Here is a 16,696-nt window from a genome sequence, read left to right as displayed (position 1 = left end):
GGCGGTCAGCGCAAAGTCAGGCGGGGGCCATCACCCCTGGCGAATGCACGGCGCGAGCGCCGGCGCGGCGGTGCCCTTGCGCGCCACTACTGCTTGCGCTGCACGATCAGGTTGCGCTTGGCGTCCTCGGGGTAGGCGAAGGTGATGGCACCGTTCCTGACCATGCCGATGACCAGCATGTTGCGGGTGATGGCCTCCTTGTCCTGCACGCTGAACGGCCTGTCGTAGGTGGACACCACCCCGTAGTAGGTCTTCATCCTGCCCTCCAGCGATTCCTTGATGGCCTTGCCCGAGAGGTTGCCGTCGCGGATGCCGAGGAAGGAATACATCAGCAGGTACGTGGCGTCGTACGCGTTGGCCGCGGCCATGGGCACGGCCACCTTGCCGTTGTACTTGCGGGTGTAGCTCGACAGGAACGAGGCCCGGCGCTCGTTGCTCGGCTCGGCGATGAAGGTCTGCACCATGAGCGCGCCCTCGGCGGCGTCCTTGGCCCCTTCAAGGAAGAACGGGAAGGACAGCGGCCACGCGCCCACCTGGGGCACCTTCCAGCCCATCGCCTTCTTGCCGTTGGCGATGGTCGCGTTCTCCGGCCCCACGGTATAGCTGTAGACCACGTTGGCGCCCGCGGCGCGGGCGGCCGCGAGCTCGGCCGTGAGGTCCTTCACGCCCAGGTCGAAGCGTGCCACGTGCACGGGCTTGAGGTTCTTGGCCGCCAGCGCCGCCACCACGTCGTTGTAGCCGCCCTCGCCGTAGCCCGTCTTGTCGGCGAAGATGGCCACCTTGTCCCAGCCGCGCTTGACGATGTCGTCCACCATGAAGGGCGCCTGCAGCGCGTCGCGGGCCTGCACCCGGAAGATGTAGCTGTCGGCGGCCGGGTACCTGGCCGTGACCGCCGTGCCCGTGGAGCACGGCACGATGAGCGGGCTCCTGGCCTCCTGGAACAGGTCGATGGCCTTGAGCGCCACGCCGGTGTTGCAAAAGCCGATGGTGGCGACCACCTTCTCGCCCAGCAGCTCCTGCGAGACCTTGCGGCCCTGGTCCGGGTTGGCGGCGTCGTCCTTGATGACCAGCTCCAGCGGCCGCCCCAGGTAGCCGCCCACGGCGTTGATCTCGTCCACCGCGAGCTTGATGCCGTTGAGCATGGGCACCCCGAAATCCGCCGAAGGCCCCGTGAACGGGCCGACCACGCCGACACGCACCGGGGCGGTGCTGCCCAGCTGCGCGTGCGCCGGGGCCAGCGCGGCGGCGCAGGCCAGCAGGGCGGCGCCCAGGGCCCCACGGCCGCGGCGCCGGCGGGTACCAGGTTGCAGCGGTGCCCGGGCGCGAAGGGGGCGAAGGGCGCGGAGTGGGGCAGGAAGGTGCATGGTGGGACTCGTCACGGCGCGGCCACCCGGATCGGGCGAAAACCGATGGGCGTAGTATCAAAGTGTGACGATCCCGTCCCTAGCGGGGTTTCCCGCAGCGCGGGGGCGGCGTCAGGCCCCTGTCAGACCCCGCCGGGGCCGGCCGCGGCGCAACCCGGCCCCGCCGGAGCGCGCCGGTATCATTGCGCGCTCCGGCGGCGCTGCGGTACGCCCGCCCCTGGGTGCCCCCGGCCCCTTCTTCCTCTCCTGCTTTTTCCTTCTTCCTCCATCCATGTCCGCCGGTCTCAATCTCGCCCAGCTCCAGGCTGTCCACTACACCGACGGGGCCTGCCTGGTGCTGGCCGGCGCGGGCTCGGGCAAGACGCGCGTGATCACGCAGAAGATCGCGCACATGATCGAGAAGGGCATGGAGCCCAGGCGCATCGCCGCCATCACCTTCACCAACAAGGCGGCCGCCGAAATGCGCGAGCGCGCCAAGGGCCTGATCGGCCGGCGCGCCAAGGACGTGCTGGTGTGCACCTTCCACGCCCTGGGCGTGCGCATGGTGCGCGAGGATGGTTCGGTGCTGGGCCTCAAGCCCCAGTTCAGCATCCTGGATGCCGACGACGTGACCGGCATCCTGAAGGAAGCCTCGGGCGGCACCACCGACATGGCCACCGCGCGCCAATGGCAGTGGGTGATCAGCAAGTGGAAGAACATGGGCCTGACCTCCGAGCAGGCGCTGGCCCAGGCGGCCGACGACAACGAGCGCATCATCGCCACGCTGATGGCGCGCTACGAGGAGCGCCTGGCGGCCTACCAGAGCGTGGACTTCGACGACCTCATCGGCATGCCGCTGCGCCTGCTGCGCGACTTCCCCGAAGTGCGCGCCAAGTGGCAGGCGGCGCTGAGCCACGTGCTGGTCGATGAATACCAGGACACCAACGCCACGCAGTACGAGCTGCTCAAGCTGCTGGTGGGCGAGAACGGGCACTTCACGGCCGTGGGCGACGACGACCAGTCCATCTACGGCTGGCGCGGCGCCACGCTGGACAACTTGAAGAAGCTGCCCATCGACTTCCCGCACCTCAAGGTCATCAAGCTGGAGCAGAACTACCGCTCCACCAGCGCCATCCTGCGCGCGGCCAACAACGTGATCGGGCCCAACCCCAAGCTGTTTCCGAAAACGCTGTTCTCCGAGCTGGGCGAGGGCGAGCCCGTGCGCGTGGTGGACGCCGACAGCGAAGAGCACGAGGCCGAACGCGCCGTGGCCCGCATCCAGAGCCTGCGCGCGGCCAGCAACCCGCCGCCCGACTGGAAGGCCTTCGCCATCCTGTACCGCGCCAACCACCAGGCCAAGCCGTTCGAGAAGGCGCTGCGCAAGGCCAACATTCCCTACAAGGTCTCGGGCGGCACCAGCTTCTTCGACCGCGCCGAGATCAAGGACCTGTGCGCCTGGTTCCGGCTGTGGATCAACAACGACGATGACCCGGCGTTCCTGCGCGCCATCACCACGCCCAAGCGCGGCATCGGCCACACCACGCTGGCGGCGCTGGGCGCGTTCGCCACGCAGCACAAGCAGAGCATGTTCGGCGCGCTGTTCAACGGCATGCTGCCGGCGGCCGTGCCCAAGCGGGCCATGGACGGCCTGCATGAATTCGGCCGCTACATCAACTACCTGGAGTACAGCGCGCGCCGCGTGCATGGCGCCGAGGAGTCGCGCACCTTCCTGAACGAGTGGCTCAAGGAGATCGGCTACGAGCAGCACCTGTACGACAACGAGGACAGCGAAAAGGTGGCCGCCGCGCGCTGGAGCAATGTGATGGAGTTCTGCGACTGGATGGCCCAGCGCGCGGGCGGCCAGATCGACGACACGGCGGGCGCCGTGGTGGCCAAGGAGACCAAGAGCCTGCTGGAGGTGTCGCAGACCATCGCGCTGCTGTCCACCATCAGCGAACGCGAGCAGGAGCAGGACATGGTCACGCTGTCGACCCTGCACGCGAGCAAGGGCCTGGAGTGGCCGCACGTGGTGCTGGTGGGCGTGACCGAAGGCATGCTGCCGTTCAAGCTCGACGACGACGAGGGGCGCCAGCAGAAGGTGAGCGACGACACGCTGCAGCGCCTGCAGGAAGAGCGCCGCCTGATGTACGTGGGCATCACCCGCGCCCAGCGCACGCTGGCCGTGAGCTGGACCAAGCGGCGCAAGAAGGGCCGCGAGATGGTGGCCGCGCAGCCCAGCCGCTTCATCGCCGAGATGGGCCTGGACAAGACCACCGCCCGCGAAGACCCGCGCGAGAAGCTCAAGGCCCTGCGCGCCGAATTCGCCGCCAAGGCCCAGGCGACGAGCGCGGCCAACGCCGCCGTGGCCGCCCAGCCCGCGCCCACGGCCTGAGGCGCCCCATGCCCCGGCCGGCACCCGCTCGCCCCCGCCCCGCGCCCCGGCGGGGGGCCGCTTTTATTTTGATAGCTATCAGCGCTTATCCTACAAGCGCCCACCGCCGAAATGAACCACAATCCACGGCGGCGTGCCCCGCCGCGGCGGACAGGGGCCACCCGCGCCTGCGGGGCCGCTGGCTGGCCGAGCCGCCGGCCCCCGCGCCGGGCGCCACGGCCACGCCGCAGCTGGGGCACCACGCCGCACTGGCACACAGCGTGCGTGGTACCGTGCAGCGTGGCGGCACCACGGCGCCGGTCAGCGGCGACGCCGATGGCGGCGACCCGACCCTGGAAGAATCGATCAACGGCATGAACATCAGCACCCCCTGGACGGGCCAGGTGGTGGATGGATCGTGCGGCAAGGAAATACGCGGAACATGGAACAACGCCACCCCCACCCCTTCAGCTCCATCGGCCCCTTTCGCGCTGCGCAGGCAGGCGGGGTGACCAGGACCGCCACGCCCGCCGCCGCGCCATCGCGTCGCACGCTGGCGCTGCTGGTGGCCGCCGCGCTGGCGCCCGCCGGCGCCGCGCTGGCACAGGCGGCCGCACCGGCCGGCGCCACCGCCTCGGCCGCCGGGGGCGCCGAGAGCGCCTGGCGCCGCTGCACCGCCCTGTCCAGCGACAACCAGGCGCGCCTGGCCTGCTTCGACCAGTGGGCCGCCGACCAGCAAAGCTGGAATGCGCCGGGCGCCTCCGCCGCCGCGTCGGCCGTGCCGCCGCCCGTGGACACCACCCTGCCCGCCACCCGCGTCATCGACGTGGCCCGCACCGAGGGCTGCCGCGACCCGCAGTACAGCGACCTCTCGCGCTTCTGGGAGCTGGAATCGGGCAGCGACTGCGGCACCTTCAGCTTCCGGGGCTACCGGCCCATCACCGTGTCGGTGGTGGCGTCGAGCAACGTGAACCGCCAGCCCACGTCCGACGCGGCGGACCACTCGGCCACCGAATCCACGCCCTACCGCCGCACCGAGAACCGCATCCAGCTGTCGGTGCGCACCAAGCTCGCGCAGGGCCTGCTCACGCAGGGCCACCCCACGCTCAAGGATTCCGTGTGGTTCGGCTATTCGCAGCAGTCGTACTGGCAGCTGTTCACGCCCCAGATCTCGCGCCCCTTCCGCGCCACCGACCACGAGCCCGAGGTCATGTACGTCTACCCCACCACGGCGCAGCTGCCGTTCGGCTGGAAGTGGCGCTACAGCGGCATCGGCCTGGTGCACCAGTCCAACGGCCAGAGCAAGCCCCTGTCGCGCAGCTGGAACCGCGTGTACCTCATGACCGGCATGGAGCTTTCCAACAGCTTCAGCGTGAACGCGCGCCTGTGGAAGCGCGTGCCCGAAAGCTCGGGCAGCGACGACAACCCCGGCATCAGCGACTACGTCGGCCGGGGCGAGCTGTCGGCGTTCTGGAACGTCAACAAGGACAACACCGTGGGCGCCACGCTGCGCCACTCGCTGTCGAGCAGCGACCGGGGCTCGGTGCGCCTGGAATGGCTGCAGACGGTGGGCACGGGCCTTTTCGGCAGCAAGAGCAACCTGCGCCTGCACACGCAGCTGTTCAGCGGCTATGGCGACAGCATGATCGACTACAACCGCAAGCGCACCGTGTTCAGCCTGGGGCTGAGCCTGGTGGATTTCTAGCAGGGACATCCCCCTGAGGCGCTGTGCGCCGTCCCCCCGCTCTCGCTGCGCTGCGCTGCGCGGGCAGAGGGACGCAGCCCTCGCTGCGGGGCGGCCCTTGCTTGGCGGCTCTGGCGTGGGCCGCGCCAGTCGCATACGCCTTGGGCAACGCAACGGCCGGGCGCAACCAAAGCCCAGACGCTCCAAACACCCCACTCACAACTCGTTACGACATCGCCCTCAAGTTTCGCGCGCTGGCGCCGGGGCGCCGCCACAATGGCACGCGCACAGAAACCAGCGCGGCCCTGGCGAACGGCTCCCGATAAGAGCCCCTTTCCCACCGTTTTACCTGCCATTGCCCGCACCGTGCGCCCTCGACAATGCCGACAGAGAGGAACACACCCATGGACATGCAATACCAGCTCAAGGCAGGCAGCTACTACCTCTACGACATGCGCGAGGCGCCCAGCGCCGTGACGGGTGAGCGCAGGTTCAAGCTGAAAACCGACACCGTGGCGATTGCATTCGATGCGCACACGGGCGAGGTGCACCAGCACGGCAGCCCCACGCGCATCCAGTCCTGGGCCAACAACACGCGCCGCCGCCTGCGGGCCGCAGGAGCCCAGGACGTGGCCAACGACATCGTGGTGGTGTCGGGCCCGCTGCCCGTGGACGAGCTCAACAAATGCCTGTGGGTGCGCGGCTACGTGCGCCGCATGTTCTCGCGCCTGGCCACCCTGCCCCACGGCAAGCTGCAGCGGCCCGCGGCCGAACCGTTTCGCAAGGCGGCCTGACACGCCGGGCACCCGTCCTCCGAAGATCCCCGCCAGGGCCGCGCACAGCGGCCCTTTTATTTTCTGGCCCCCCCCGAAAAGTTCTTGAACAGGTTCTCAGGCCTCGGTGTCTTCGGCCACGTCGCTTTCCAGCGCTTCCAGCACCTCGGCATGCTTGACGATGGTCACCGGCACCGGGCTCGCGTGCGCCACCTCCTGCGAGACCGAGCCCAGCAGCGCGCTGGTGATGGCGCCCTGCCCCTTGGCACCGATGATGACCATGTCGCAGCCCGAGCGCTCGATCATGTCCACCAGCGTGTGGGCCACGTCGCCCACGCCCACGTCGGTCTCGTAGGCCACGCCCGCCGCGTCGAGCAGCGCCCGCGCGGACGCCATGAGGTGCTGGCCGGCCTCCAGGCTGGCGGCGGCGATCAGGTCGGGGTCACGCGTGGTCACCAGTTCGTACAGCGTGGCGGGTTCCTGGACGTTGGCCAGGACCACGCTGGCCTTCAGGCCCTGGCCCAGGAGCGCCAGCGCATGGTGCACGCCGTCCAGGGAGAGTTCCGAGCCATCCACGGCGATGAGGATCTTGAGCATGTTGTTCTCCTTGTGATGGGCTGGTAGCCCGTCTGGAACCAGTGTAGCGATGCGGCGCGCCAACGCCAGCCCATGTCCCTGCGGCCTGCCCGCACAAGGCGGGGGCGGCCCGTCTGGGACAATCGCCCCATCATGCTGCAGTTCGACCTCCTCAAAACCGACCCCACCAGCCACGCACGCCGTGGCACGCTCACGCTCAACCACGGCGTGGTGCAGACCCCCATCTTCATGCCCGTGGGCACCTACGGCACCGTCAAGGGCGTGATGCCGCGCAGCCTGCACGACATGGGTGCGCAGATCATCCTGGGCAATACCTTCCACCTGTGGATGCGCCCGGGCCTGGACGTGATGCAGAGCTTTGGCGGCCTGCACGGCTTTGAAAAGTGGGACAAGCCCATCCTCACCGACTCGGGCGGTTTCCAGGTCTGGAGCCTGGGCGCGATGCGCAAGATCACCGAAGAGGGCGTGACCTTCGCCAGCCCCGTCAACGGCGACAAGCTCTTCATGTCGCCCGAGGTGAGCATGCAGATCCAGACCACGCTCAACTCCGACATCGTGATGCAGCTCGACGAGTGCACGCCGTACGAGACCAAGGGCCACCTCACCACCGAGGCCGAGGCGCGCAAGAGCATGGAAATGAGCCTGCGCTGGGCCAAGCGCTCGCGGGATGAATTCCAGCGGCTGGAGAACCCCAACGCGCTGTTCGGCATCGTGCAGGGCGGCATGTACAAGAACCTGCGCCAGGAATCGCTGGAGCGCCTGGTCGAGATGGATTTCCCCGGCTACGCCGTGGGCGGCGTGAGCGTGGGCGAACCCAAGGACGAGATGCTGGACATCATGGCCCACACGCCGCACCGCCTGCCCGCGCACAAGCCCCGCTACCTGATGGGCGTGGGCACGCCCGAAGACCTGGTGCAGGGCGTGGCCGACGGCGTGGACATGTTCGACTGCGTGATGCCCACGCGCAACGCGCGCAACGGCACGCTGTTCACGCGTTTTGGCGACCTGAAAATCCGCAACGCACGCCACAAGGCCGACCACCAGCCCCTGGACACCAGTTGCACCTGCTATGCCTGCGCGGGCAGCGCGGGCGTGTCGTGGGACGAGGGCGGGCGCGAGGGTTTCAGCCGTGCCTACCTGCACCACCTGGACCGCTGCGGCGAAATGCTGGGCCCCATGCTCACCACCGTGCACAACCTGCACTACTACCTGAACCTCATGCGCGAGGTGCGCGAGTCGCTCGACGCGGGCGCGTTCGCGCAGTTCCGGGCGCGCTTCAAGGCCGAGCGGGCCCGGGGCGTGTAACCACGATCGGAAGCTATAAAAACAATAGCTATTCGCGCTGGATAGACAAGCGCCAGAGGCCCAAATCATTCCAAGAATCCTGCACCAACTGCTGCGCTGGCCCGCGCGCATGCTGACCGGCCTGGGCAGCGGGCTGCTGGCCCTGCTGATCCTGTTCGAGGAATGGGGCTGGGTACCGCTGCAGCAGTTGCTGGCACGCATCGGCCGCTGGCCCGGCCTGCGCTGGATCGAAGGCTGCGTGCGCGCCCTGCCGCCCTGGGCGGCGGTGGCCGTGTTCCTGCTGCCCACGGCGCTGCTGCTGCCCGTGAAGCTGCTGGCCCTGTGGGCGGTGGGCCGGGGGCACGTGGTGCTGGGCATGACCGTGATCGTGATCGCCAAGGTGGTGGGCACCGCCGTGGTGGCCCGGCTGTACAGCCTCACCCAGGCCGCGCTGATGCAGCTGCGCTGGTTCGCCTGGACCCATGCCCGCTGGATGGGCATCAAGCACGCCGTGCTGGAGCGCGCCCGCGCGTCATGGGCCTGGCGCGTGGCGCGGGTCATCCGGCGGCAGTGGCGGCTGCGCTGGCGCCGCCGCTGAGCGCCTCCCCCATCGCGACCACGAACCACAGACCACGGTCCCCGCCTGGGACCGCCACCAACCCGCCATTGCACCGCGACATGGGCATACAGCTTGACCTCCCCACCGTACTCCTGCTCTACAAGACCGCCCTGGTGGCCGGGGCCCTGAGCATCTTTCACGTCAGCCGGCATTCCTGCCGGCCCCAGGGGCTGCGGCCGCTGGCCGGGGCGTACCTGCTGCTGGCCATCGGCGCCGAACTGGCGGGCCGGGGCGAGTACCTCATCCTGCCGGACTGGCTCTGGACACACGGCAGCCTGCTGCTCGGCACGGTCGGCTATTGCCTCTTCTGGGCGGGCGTCCGGGCGCTGAGCGGGCGCAGGCGCATCCCGATGGGCTGGCTCGCCCTGGTGCCCGCGGGCTGGCTGGTGGCGGGCATCGCCACACAGTTTCCGCTGGACAACCTCCTGCGGGCCGGTGCCTTCCACGTGACGGCCACCGCAGCCCTGGTGGGCTCGGCCCATGAAATATGGCGCGACCGCCGCGCCGAGCCCCTGCCATCACGGGCCCTCCTGGCGGGGTTCCTGCTGGTCAGCGCCTTCATCTTCGCGCTGCGCCTGTTCTACATCGCCACCGAGAACGCCAGCTCCACCGGTTTCGCCCGGGCCTTCTACGTGCAGATGTTCTGCCACTTCGGCATCGCCCTCATGGTCTCGTCGCTCTCCAGCGAACGGGCCGAGGCGCGCCTGGAGCGGATGGCGCAGACGGACGCGCTCACGGGCGTGGGCAACCGCCACTGGGTCATGTCCCGGCTGCCCGCGCAGCTGCCGGTGGGCAGCGCCATCGCGCAGCTCGACCTGGACCACTTCAAGCGCATCAACGACCGCTTCGGCCACGCGGCGGGCGACCGCGTGCTGGTCGCCTTCGCCGAATGCCTGCGCCGCCAGCTGCGCGACTCCGACCTGCTCGCGCGCATGGGCGGCGAGGAATTCCTGGTTTACCTGCCCGATGTCTCGGCGGGCGACGCCACCACCATCGCCCAGCGCCTGTGCACGGCCGTGGCGCAGATCCGGCTGACCGAGAATGGCGAGGACATCCCCGTCAGCGTGAGCATCGGCCTGGCCTGCGTGGCCCGCGCCGGCGGAACCTGGGCCGACTGGCTGAGCGCGGCCGACCACGCGCTGTACGACGCCAAGAGCGCGGGCCGCAACCGCGTGGCGGTGGTGCACGAGCGCCCGGCCTGAGCCGCCCCTCCCGGCCGGGAGCGGACACACCGCGCCAGGGGGCGGTTGCTGCAGAATGCCACCCCATGCCCGCACCCCCTGCCGTTCCGAACGAGGCGCTCGCACTGGCCTTTCACCTCGCGCCCGTGGGCATGTGCGTGACACGCGACCGCGCCATCGAGCTGTGCAACGATGCCTTCGCCCACATGTTCGGCCATGCCCAGGCCGAGCTGCTGGGCCAGCCGCTGGCGCCGCTGTACCCGTCGTTCGACGAGTTCACGCACACCGGCCACCGGGGCCTGAAGGCCATGCGCGACACGGGCGGCTACAGCGACGAGCGCATCATGCGGCGGCGCGACGGGTCGCTGTTCTGGTGCCACGTGGCGGGCCGCGCGCTCGACCGGGCCGACCCGTTCGCGCGCGCCGTGTGGATGTTCGAGGACATCTCGCACCGCCGCCCCGTCAGCACGCCGCTGACCGTGCGCGAGCGCGAGATCGCGCAGCACATCGTCACGGGCGCCACCAGCAAGCAGATCGGGCGCCACCTGGACATCAGCCACCGCACCGTGGACGCCCACCGCGCCCGGCTCATGCGCAAGCTGGGCGCCAGCAGCACGGGCGAACTGGTGGCGCTGCTGCTGGCAGGCCCCCCCTGACCCTCGCGGCGGGCGTTTGAAATCGTCAACAACGGTGTCCCGGGGGTGCCGGGCGAGCCCCCCACCACGCCCGGCCCGGGGACAATCGGGGGCACCCCCGCCCACCGCCGCCCCCGCCCTCCCGCCGATCCACCGCCATCCACCCATGTACCGCCCTTTCGCGCTCCTGCGACCGCTTCCGCCGCCCCTGGCCTGGCTGGGGCTGGCCCTGCTGATCTTCGCCGCCTGCCTGGTGGGCATCTTTGCGCGGCCCATCGGCTTCCTGTCGGCGTTCTGGCCCGCCAATGCGCTGCTGCTGGGACTGCTGGTCCGCTACCCCCGGCTCGCGCGGCCGCCGGCCTGGGTGGCGGCCGCCGTGGGCTACCTGGCGGCGGACCTGGCCACGGGCAGCGACTGGTCCATGGCACTGTGGCTCAACGGGGCCAACATGCTGGGCGCCACGGCGGGCTGGCTGGTGCTGCGCCGCCTGGACGAACGCATCCGGCGCCTGCAGCGCACGGTGTCGGCGCTGTACCTGCTGGTGGCGGCGCTGGTCGCCAGCACCGTGGGGGCCCTGGCGGGCTGCGGCGCCGCGCCGGTGTACTTCGATACCCCCTGGACCGACCTGCTGTCCCTGTGGTTCAGCACCGAACTCATGAACTACATGCTCATCGTGCCGGTGGTGCTGGCCGCGCCCCGCGCCGACGACCCGCCGCCCGCCATGAACGCCCCGCAGGGCCTGCCGGGCGCATCGCTGTTCTGGCGCGTGGCCCCCGTGAGCTCGCTGCTGCTGGCCGAGGGCATCCGCACCGTGGTCGGCGGGCCCGGCATGCTGGCCTTCGTGGTGCCGGGGCTGCTGTGGTGCGCGCTCAGCTACAGCCCGTTCACGTCCAGCCTGCTGTCGCTGGTGGTGTGCCTGTGGACCATGGCCGGGGTGGCCACGGGCGTGCTCAACTTCACGCCCGCGCATGCCAGCGACGTGTTCTCGCTGCGCGTGGGCGTCACGCTGCTGGCGCTGGGGCCGCTGGCCGTGGCCTGCGCCAGCGCCGCGCGCGCCGAGGCCCTGCGCCGCCTGGACCACGCCGTGCGGCACGACGACCTGACCGGCGTGCTCGCGCGCCGCGCGTTCCTGCAGCAGGGCGAGCGCCTGGTCGCGCGCTACCAGCGCGAATCCGCCGGCCTGGCCGTGCTGATGGTGGACGTGGACCATTTCAAGCAGGTCAACGACCAGCTGGGCCACGGCGCGGGCGACCAGCTCCTCGTCGGCCTCGCCCAGGCCATGGCCGGCGCGCTGCGCCCCCAGGACGTGCTGGGCCGCCTGGGCGGCGAGGAATTCGCGGTGGTGCTGCCCGATGCCTCGCCCGCCGAGGCGCACGCGATCGCAGAGCGCCTGCGCAAGGTGGTGGAGCAGCAGACCTTTGGCGCCGCCGGGGGCGTTCCACGGCATGCCACCATCAGCATCGGCCTGGTGCACAGCGCCACGCTGGGCGGCGATGCCGACATGGACATGCTGCTGCTCGCGGCCGACGCGGCGCTCTACCGCGCCAAGGCGCAGGGGCGCAACCGGGTGATGATGGGGTAGCCCCCCGCGCCGGCCCGCGGCGTCCCTCTACAGATACTGCGCCCAGAGCATGTTGGTCATCCGCCCCGCGGGGTCCCAGACGGCCTTGGCCGCGCGAAACCGGTCCGCCTGCGGGTAGGCCGCCGCGAACTGCGCCCGCGTGGCATGGCGCTGGTAGGGCAGGTAGTAGGTGCCGCCATGCTGCAGGGCCAGGTCGATCAGCGCACGCGTCCACAGAGCCACTTCGGCACAGGCCTCGGGGCGGGTGCCCTGCTTGTAGTACAGCACCCACGAAAACACCTCCTCGCGCGCCCAGGCCATGATGGCATCGGGGTCGGGCGGCGCATGGCGCACCGAGATGTTGAGCACCTGCGCCCCATGCTGCTGCAGGATGCGGGCCAAGCCCCGCGTGAAAGCGGCGAACCGGGCCACGGGCACAAAGTACTCCTGCAGCACGTAGGTGGACTGTGCGCGGCTCGCGGGCTCCAGCGAGGCGGCATCCAGGCTGGCCTCGTGGTTGCGCCACACCACCGGCTGGCCACGCAGCAGCGCCGGGCGCACCACCTTGTGCTGCAGCTGGTGGCCGCCCGGCAGTTCGGTCATGGCCCAGATCACGCTCTTGTCCAGGTCATACCGCTGGCCGCGCGGCACCAGGCGCCCGGGCATGGTCACGGGCTTGTCGGTGCGGGCCCAGGTCACGGCGGTGGCGCGGTCGAAACGGGGGGGCAGCAGGTCGGCGTTGTGCATCACGGCCCGCGCGTTGGCGGCCACCCTGGCGGCAAAGAAGCCGGGGTAGTCGTCCAGCGCCACCTGGGCCACGGTGCGCTCGATGGCGGTGTTGGCATCCAGGTCCAGCTCCACCTCGGTGATCACCCCCAGCCCGCCATAGCCGCCCAGCGCGGCACGGAACAGGTCGGGGTGCTGCTGGCGGCTGGCCTCGCGCACCTCGCCGCTGGCCAGCACGATCTGCAGGGCCCGCACGGACGCGCCGATGGGCCCGTGCCCCACATAGCGGCCATGCACGTTCACCGACACGGAACCGCCCACCGTGAAGTTCGAGTAGCTCTGCATGGTGCGCACCGCCAGGTCGTGGGGATCCAGGTGGTCCTGCAGGTCGCGCCAGCGCATGCCGGCCTGCACGCGCACCGTGCGCGCCCCGGTGTCCAGCCACACCAGGGCATTCATGCCGCGCATGTCGATGTGCAGGCCGCCTTCCACGCCGACCTGGCCGCCCATGCTGTAGCGCCCGCCGCCCACGGCCACCGCGCCGGGCCAGTTGCGCACGGCCTGCGCCACGTCCTGCAGGCTGGCGGGCACCACCACCCGCGACACGCGCACGGGGTACAGGCGGGTCACGTTCTCGATCAGCGCCCCGGGCGCACTGTGGGCCGGCAGCGGCGCACAGGCCCCCGCCAGTCCGGCGGCGGCCAGCGCGCCCAGAAGCTCGCGGCGGCGCAGCCCCCCCATGGATGTCACGCGGGGACCCGCTCAGTCATCCCGCGCCAGCCGCACCCCCGCGCCCGTGCCGCAGGCATGGCAGAAGCGGGCGAAGGCGCTCTTGCGCGTGGTGCAGGTGCCGCAGTGGTCGAACAGGCCGATGCCGCAGTGCGGGCAGAAGTCGATCTTCTCGTTCTTCAAGTCCACGGGCCGCTCGCAGCCGGGGCACACGCTCTTGGCCAGGCGGGCCAGGGCCACGTCGTAGCTCAGCTCCTTGCGGCGCTCCTGGTCGGGCAGGGTTTCGGCCAGCTTCTGGCGCTCCAGGTAGCGGTTGAGCGCGAGGATGGCGTAGCGCCCCACCAGCGCCGTGATGCCGATGCCCACCACGTAGCGCACATAGCCGCCGTAGCTGGGCAGGTAGGGCACCAGCTCCACGAAGAACGCGAACAGCGCGAAGAAGATGAAGCCCCACACGAACGGCCAGTAGGTGCCCTTGCGCTTCTTCACGAACAGCCAGCCGGCGATGGCCAGCAGCGGCAGGGTGAGCGCCAGGCGGTACAGGAACACGCGCAGCTCCACCTTGCGGCGCTCGGCCTCCAGCTTCACGTAGCCATCGGCTTCCATGCTGTTCAGGCGCTCCTGCGTGGCCGCCGCCGCCTGGCGCGCGTCGAGCGCGGCCTGCTGCTGCAGCTCCACCGCCTGCTGGGTCTTGCGCTCGGCGAGCTTGAGCACATCGAGCGCCTGGGTGCGCGCAATGACCTCCGGGTCCTGGTCCGCGCGCTGGGTGGCCGAGCGGGTGGAGAGCCAGTTGTTGAAGGTCTCGCGCGCGGCCTGCGTTTCGCTGCGGGCCTTGCTTCGCTGCAGCTGCGCCTGCTCCAGCGCGGTCTGCGCGTCCTGCTCGGCCTGGCGCGCGTCCTTGACCTGGGCGCGCAGCTTTTCGGCGGCCGGCTTGTCCAGGAAGTCATCCACGCGCAGCGGCGTCTCGACCTTGGGCAAATCGCCCACGATGGTGCCGCCCAGCCCGATGAGGAAGCTGGCAAACACCAGCGCCACCAGCCACAGGCCGCGGCGGAACCATTTTTCAGACAGCCGCAGTGATTTGCTCATGATCATTCCCCTCTGTAGATACTATGCATTTGATAGCTGCCAGCGCTTACCAGTCAAGCGCAATCGGCCCATTTCATCAATTCTTCACGGTCAGCACCACCGGCGCGGCCGCCAGCTGGGCCCGCTGCAGCCAGGCCAGCACCGAATCGACCGTGACGGTCTCGATGCGGTCCGAGAACCGCTTGTCGCCCGGGTGGTCGTCGAACGCGATGTTGGCCGAACCCACGCGCCCGCCCATCCGCGTGAGCGGCCCGAGCTTGAGCGTGGTCGGCTCGTAGCCCTTGAACTGCAGCCAGGCCTGCGCCTGCTCGCGGTTGCGCACCGTGGCGGGCTCCATGGCCACGGCCAGCGTTTCCAGCGCCCATTGGTTGGACTGCTGGTACTTGCGGCCCCACACGTAGCTCACCATGCTGTAGGGCGGGTGCTGCAGCGTCCTGGTGCGGGCCTTGTCCTGCAGCACGGCCAGCAGGCGCTGCTGCACCTCGGGCGTGGGCACGGCGTAGACGGCCTCGTAGCGCCACAGGTCGTCCAGGAAGAACTCGCCCAGGCCCTGCCGGTACAGGTGCCCCACGGCCGTGCCGCATTCGTTGAGCTTGTGGGCCACGCGCCAGGGGCCCTCGGGTGTCTTGTAGGCCCAGCCCAGGTGCGAATAGCGCAGGCCGTACTTGCTCAGGTCCTGCCCGGCGCGGGCGAGCACCACCACCTGGGCGCCAGACTTCGCATGCTCCGCGTCGAGCGCGGCGGAGGTCTGCTGCGCCAGTTGCATGCCGCGCTCGATCACCTTGGCCGGCACGGGCTTGGCGGCCTCGCAGGAGCGGCCCGCGTGGGCCGCTGGCGCCGCCAGCAGGGCCGCGCCCGCCACCAGGGCCAGGCCGAGCATGGCGGGGTTGAAGGAGCGCACGCGGGCATGCGCCGGGGTCGTCACGGTCATCTGCTGCATATCCATGGCGGTGCCCCTTACAGGCGCTCGTTGTGCAGCAGCGCACGGCCGATGGCGTTGGGCACGAAGGCGATCGCCTCGCCCGCCACCGACAGCACCACGCCCGTGCCGATCACGCTGCAGGTCACCACCGTGCCCACGGTGTGCGCCGATGCGCCCACGCCCCGGCCCGCCACCTCGACGCTGACCTGGGCGCCGTCGGAGGCGCGCTCCAGCAGGTACACCGTGCCGGTGGCCGAGGCCTCCACCGTCTTCACGGTCAGCACCGCACCCGCCACCGACAATGCGGCAGGCACCGCCACGACCGCGCCAGCGGCGGCGGACGCCACCGACGCCGTGCCCACCACCGAAGCGACAGGCAGCAGCGACAGCGCGGCCGAGGCCTCGCTCTGGGCGCGCGCGGGCAAGGCGGCCAGCGTGCACAGCAGGCCGGCGGCCAGGGCAAGGGTCAGGATCTTCGGCAATTTCTTCATGGTTTCACTCCTCGCGGGAGGTGCTGCGCAGTAGCGCGGCAGCACCGGATTTTTTCAGGGCAACCTCCGAGCATCCGCCATGGGGCCAGGGCGAACGCCGGAAACTCAGCTGGCGTTGTTACCAGACGTAGCAGCATGTGCTGCGGCAGCTTCGCGGCGGCCTTGCAGGCGTGCTTCCAGCAGGTCAGCCTCGTGGCGGTCGCGCAGCATCTTGGCCAGCGTGAAGGCGGTGGTGATCAGGTACAGCCAGCTCACACCCAGGAAGGCCTTGTAGGTCACGTTGATCTCCATGCCGAACAGGCCCCAGCCCGTGAGGCCCATGGCCACGGCGAATCCGCCCCAGACCACCAGCTTCCACATGGGCGTGTCGCCCGCACCGCGGCGCGCGGCGCTCTCGTTGTCCCGCACGAACTTGGCCAGCACGAACGCGGCCGAGAGGCAGAACACATAGCCCATCACCATGAACGCCTGCTCCAGCTGCTCGCCCGGCAGCCAGGCCAGCCCCACGGCGCACAGGAAGACGGCGATGCCGAACGAGACCCACACCTGCAGTTGCCAGGCACGGGTGTCACGCTGAACGAGGAAGGGGGCATTGGATGACATACAGAGGTGGGGCCCTTGTCAGGCCCGTGGTTGAACACGGACCGCATGGTGCCGGGCCCGGCCCCCGCCGCCCCCGCCGGGTTGCGCC

16 protein-coding genes are annotated in these 16,696 nt (G+C 70.3%); 9 read left to right on the top strand and 7 right to left on the bottom strand.

What is annotated here, in order from left to right:
- Nucleotides 1–86: 86 nt before the first annotated feature.
- The gene (locus tag KW843_RS19965) at nucleotides 87–1,364 is read right to left on the bottom strand and encodes an ABC transporter substrate-binding protein (RefSeq protein WP_255594835.1); all 1,278 of its coding nucleotides are present in this window, start codon (nucleotides 1,362–1,364) and stop codon (nucleotides 87–89) included.
- A gap of 271 nt (nucleotides 1,365–1,635) precedes the next feature.
- Here KW843_RS19965 and KW843_RS19960 point away from each other — a divergent pair, with 271 nt between their 5' ends.
- The 4 genes from KW843_RS19960 (at nucleotide 1,636) to KW843_RS19945 (ending at nucleotide 6,192) form a co-directional block, all read left to right on the top strand.
- Nucleotides 1,636–3,735, top strand: a complete 2,100-nt coding sequence (locus KW843_RS19960; RefSeq protein ID WP_218296888.1) for an ATP-dependent helicase — start codon at nucleotides 1,636–1,638, stop codon at nucleotides 3,733–3,735.
- Nucleotides 3,736–3,743: 8 nt separating this feature from the next.
- Nucleotides 3,744–4,226, top strand: coding sequence for a hypothetical protein (locus tag KW843_RS19955; protein WP_218296887.1), 483 nt, complete (start codon nucleotides 3,744–3,746; stop codon nucleotides 4,224–4,226).
- The gene (locus tag KW843_RS19950) at nucleotides 4,157–5,419 is read left to right on the top strand and encodes a phospholipase A (protein WP_255594834.1); all 1,263 of its coding nucleotides are present in this window, start codon (nucleotides 4,157–4,159) and stop codon (nucleotides 5,417–5,419) included. Before KW843_RS19955 ends, KW843_RS19950 begins: the two co-directional genes overlap by 70 nt.
- 383 nt (nucleotides 5,420–5,802) lie before the next feature.
- On the top strand, nucleotides 5,803–6,192 hold the full coding sequence (locus KW843_RS19945; RefSeq protein ID WP_010466226.1) for a hypothetical protein: 390 nt from the start codon (nucleotides 5,803–5,805) through the stop codon (nucleotides 6,190–6,192).
- A gap of 96 nt (nucleotides 6,193–6,288) precedes the next feature.
- Here KW843_RS19945 and KW843_RS19940 read toward each other — a convergent pair whose 3' ends face one another.
- Nucleotides 6,289–6,768: a universal stress protein gene (locus tag KW843_RS19940; RefSeq protein WP_218296886.1), complete on the bottom strand. Its 480-nt coding sequence runs from the start codon at nucleotides 6,766–6,768 to the stop codon at nucleotides 6,289–6,291.
- Nucleotides 6,769–6,900: 132 nt separating this feature from the next.
- Between KW843_RS19940 and tgt the strand changes: the two genes are divergently transcribed.
- The 5 genes from tgt to KW843_RS26945 all read left to right on the top strand — a co-directional run bounded on the left by tgt (nucleotide 6,901) and on the right by KW843_RS26945 (nucleotide 12,069).
- A complete protein-coding gene (gene tgt / locus KW843_RS19935) occupies nucleotides 6,901–8,073 on the top strand; it encodes a tRNA guanosine(34) transglycosylase Tgt (protein WP_218296885.1) in 1,173 nt (390 codons plus the stop codon).
- 109 nt (nucleotides 8,074–8,182) lie between these two features.
- Nucleotides 8,183–8,650, top strand: a complete 468-nt coding sequence (locus tag KW843_RS19930) for a hypothetical protein (protein WP_255591624.1) — start codon at nucleotides 8,183–8,185, stop codon at nucleotides 8,648–8,650.
- A gap of 80 nt (nucleotides 8,651–8,730) precedes the next feature.
- Nucleotides 8,731–9,873, top strand: coding sequence for a GGDEF domain-containing protein (locus KW843_RS19925; RefSeq protein WP_255594833.1), 1,143 nt, complete (start codon nucleotides 8,731–8,733; stop codon nucleotides 9,871–9,873).
- A 65-nt stretch (nucleotides 9,874–9,938) separates the two neighbouring features.
- The gene (locus KW843_RS19920) at nucleotides 9,939–10,508 is read left to right on the top strand and encodes a LuxR C-terminal-related transcriptional regulator (protein WP_218296883.1); all 570 of its coding nucleotides are present in this window, start codon (nucleotides 9,939–9,941) and stop codon (nucleotides 10,506–10,508) included.
- 145 nt (nucleotides 10,509–10,653) lie between these two features.
- The gene (locus KW843_RS26945) at nucleotides 10,654–12,069 is read left to right on the top strand and encodes a diguanylate cyclase (RefSeq protein WP_218296882.1); all 1,416 of its coding nucleotides are present in this window, start codon (nucleotides 10,654–10,656) and stop codon (nucleotides 12,067–12,069) included.
- A 27-nt stretch (nucleotides 12,070–12,096) separates the two neighbouring features.
- Here KW843_RS26945 and KW843_RS19910 read toward each other — a convergent pair whose 3' ends face one another.
- The 5 genes from KW843_RS19910 to KW843_RS19890 form a co-directional block, all read right to left on the bottom strand.
- Nucleotides 12,097–13,515 (bottom strand): FAD-binding oxidoreductase, encoded by a 1,419-nt coding sequence (locus KW843_RS19910; RefSeq protein ID WP_255594843.1) that lies wholly within the window; start codon nucleotides 13,513–13,515, stop codon nucleotides 12,097–12,099.
- A gap of 21 nt (nucleotides 13,516–13,536) precedes the next feature.
- Nucleotides 13,537–14,592: a serine endopeptidase gene (locus KW843_RS19905; protein ID WP_218296880.1), complete on the bottom strand. Its 1,056-nt coding sequence runs from the start codon at nucleotides 14,590–14,592 to the stop codon at nucleotides 13,537–13,539.
- Nucleotides 14,593–14,668: 76 nt separating this feature from the next.
- On the bottom strand, nucleotides 14,669–15,472 hold the full coding sequence (locus KW843_RS19900) for a DUF2145 domain-containing protein (protein WP_218297003.1): 804 nt from the start codon (nucleotides 15,470–15,472) through the stop codon (nucleotides 14,669–14,671).
- Nucleotides 15,473–15,549: 77 nt separating this feature from the next.
- On the bottom strand, nucleotides 15,550–16,005 hold the full coding sequence (locus KW843_RS19895; protein WP_218296879.1) for a hypothetical protein: 456 nt from the start codon (nucleotides 16,003–16,005) through the stop codon (nucleotides 15,550–15,552).
- A 105-nt stretch (nucleotides 16,006–16,110) separates the two neighbouring features.
- Nucleotides 16,111–16,608, bottom strand: a complete 498-nt coding sequence (locus KW843_RS19890) for a YiaA/YiaB family inner membrane protein (RefSeq protein WP_218296878.1) — start codon at nucleotides 16,606–16,608, stop codon at nucleotides 16,111–16,113.
- Nucleotides 16,609–16,696 lie beyond the last annotated feature (88 nt).

Origin of the sequence: Acidovorax sp. sif1233 (assembly GCF_019218755.1) — a bacterium.
GTDB lineage: Bacteria > Pseudomonadota > Gammaproteobacteria > Burkholderiales > Burkholderiaceae_C > Acidovorax.
Note: the sequence above shows the minus strand (reverse complement) of the source record. Positions and strands in the feature narration are given on the sequence as shown.